The sequence below is a fragment of the Cellulosilyticum ruminicola JCM 14822 genome, assembly GCF_001311925.1.
Lineage (GTDB): Bacteria > Bacillota > Clostridia > Lachnospirales > Cellulosilyticaceae > Cellulosilyticum > Cellulosilyticum ruminicola.
The window spans coordinates 1-1,194 of record NZ_BBCG01000163.1 but is presented as its reverse complement, the minus strand read 5'-3'; the positions used below and the strand labels follow the sequence as shown (position 1 = coordinate 1,194).

General features: G+C 36.1%; 2 protein-coding genes, 3 tRNA genes and 1 rRNA gene. All 6 read left to right on the top strand.

Features of this window, described 5'->3' with window-relative positions; translation table 11 throughout:
- Window positions 1-78 precede the first annotated feature (78 nt).
- The 6 genes from rrf (at window position 79) to JCM14822_RS20880 (ending at window position 1,078) form a co-directional block, all read left to right on the top strand.
- Window positions 79-196, top strand: a 5S ribosomal RNA gene (gene rrf, locus JCM14822_RS18665).
- Between the two features lie 4 nt (window positions 197-200).
- A tRNA-Lys gene (locus JCM14822_RS18660) sits at window positions 201-273 on the top strand.
- Window positions 274-281: 8 nt separating this feature from the next.
- Window positions 282-352 (top strand) — tRNA-Gly (locus JCM14822_RS18655).
- 6 nt (window positions 353-358) lie between these two features.
- Window positions 359-432, top strand: a tRNA-Arg gene (locus tag JCM14822_RS18650).
- A 122-nt stretch (window positions 433-554) separates the two neighbouring features.
- A complete protein-coding gene (locus tag JCM14822_RS18645; RefSeq protein ID WP_054744152.1) occupies window positions 555-872 on the top strand; it encodes a heavy metal-binding domain-containing protein in 318 nt (105 codons plus the stop codon).
- 62 nt (window positions 873-934) lie between these two features.
- Window positions 935-1,078: a hypothetical protein gene (locus JCM14822_RS20880; RefSeq protein ID WP_157047919.1), complete on the top strand. Its 144-nt coding sequence runs from the start codon at window positions 935-937 to the stop codon at window positions 1,076-1,078.
- The last annotated feature ends 116 nt before the right edge of the window (window positions 1,079-1,194 follow it).

The following is a 1,194-nucleotide window of genomic DNA, read 5'->3' as shown; positions in this document are numbered from 1 at the left end:
TGAGAGTATAAATGATGAAAATTCACTTAGTAAACATTCCAATGATTTTTCATTGTTCATATATATACTCTAAAACTTTTTGGTGACGATGCGCTTAGGGGACACACCCGTTCCCATCCCGAACACGTCGGTTAAGACCTAAGCGGCTGATGATACTTGGCTGGAGACGGCCTGGGAAAGTAAGTGGTTGCCAAATTCATGGGTCACTAGCTCAGTCGGTAGAGCACTTGACTTTTAATCAAGTTGTCCGGGGTTCGATTCCCCGGTGGCTCATAACTCTTGCGGGTGTAGTTCAATGGTAGAACTTCAGCCTTCCAAGCTGACTACGTGGGTTCGATTCCCATCACCCGCTTAGTATGTATCCATAGCTCAGCTGGATAGAGCAACGCCCTTCTAAGGCGTGGGTCCGGGGTTCGAATCCCTGTGGATACGTATTTAATAAAAACCTAGATACTTCGCTATCTAGGTTTTTATTTTTTATATAGATATAATCAAGAATTAATTGTATAATGTATTGTAATTATTCTTATAAGCATACAAAGGGGGAAATAGAAATGCTCATTGTAACTACAGATACAGTACCAGGTAAAGAAATTATAGAGGTTAAAGGCTTAGTAAAAGGTAGTAGTGTAAGATGCAAAAATATTGGGAGAGATATTGGCGCTAGTTTCAAGAACTTAGTAGGTGGAGAACTAAATGGTTATAATGAAATGCTCACTGAAGCTAGACAAATTGCTATAGGTAGAATGGTAGATGAAGCTAAAGGTATGGGAGCAAATGCAATTGTAGGACTTAGACTAATGTCATCAGCTGTAATGGCAGGTGCTGCTGAAATGGTAGCTTATGGGACAGCTGTTGTGATTAACGAATAATTACTATATTAATAAGTTGTTTTTAATAGATTGATAAATTAATTAATGAAGGATGATCTAAAATGTGTATAGCAATCGCATTATATTTCATATTTTGGATACTGTGTGGTATTGGTGCAGTAATAGTATTCTTTGTTGTATTAAGGCAACGTATTAAAGAGAAAAAAATAGAGAAAGAAAAGCATAAAGAATATGAGGATTACTAGAAAATCCTCATATTCTTTATGGTATAAATAAAGTTTTAAATAAAAGTAAAAAAAGGTATTGACGAATCCTTTTTTATACTGTATTATTATACAAGTCGCTAGGGAATAGCGATAAC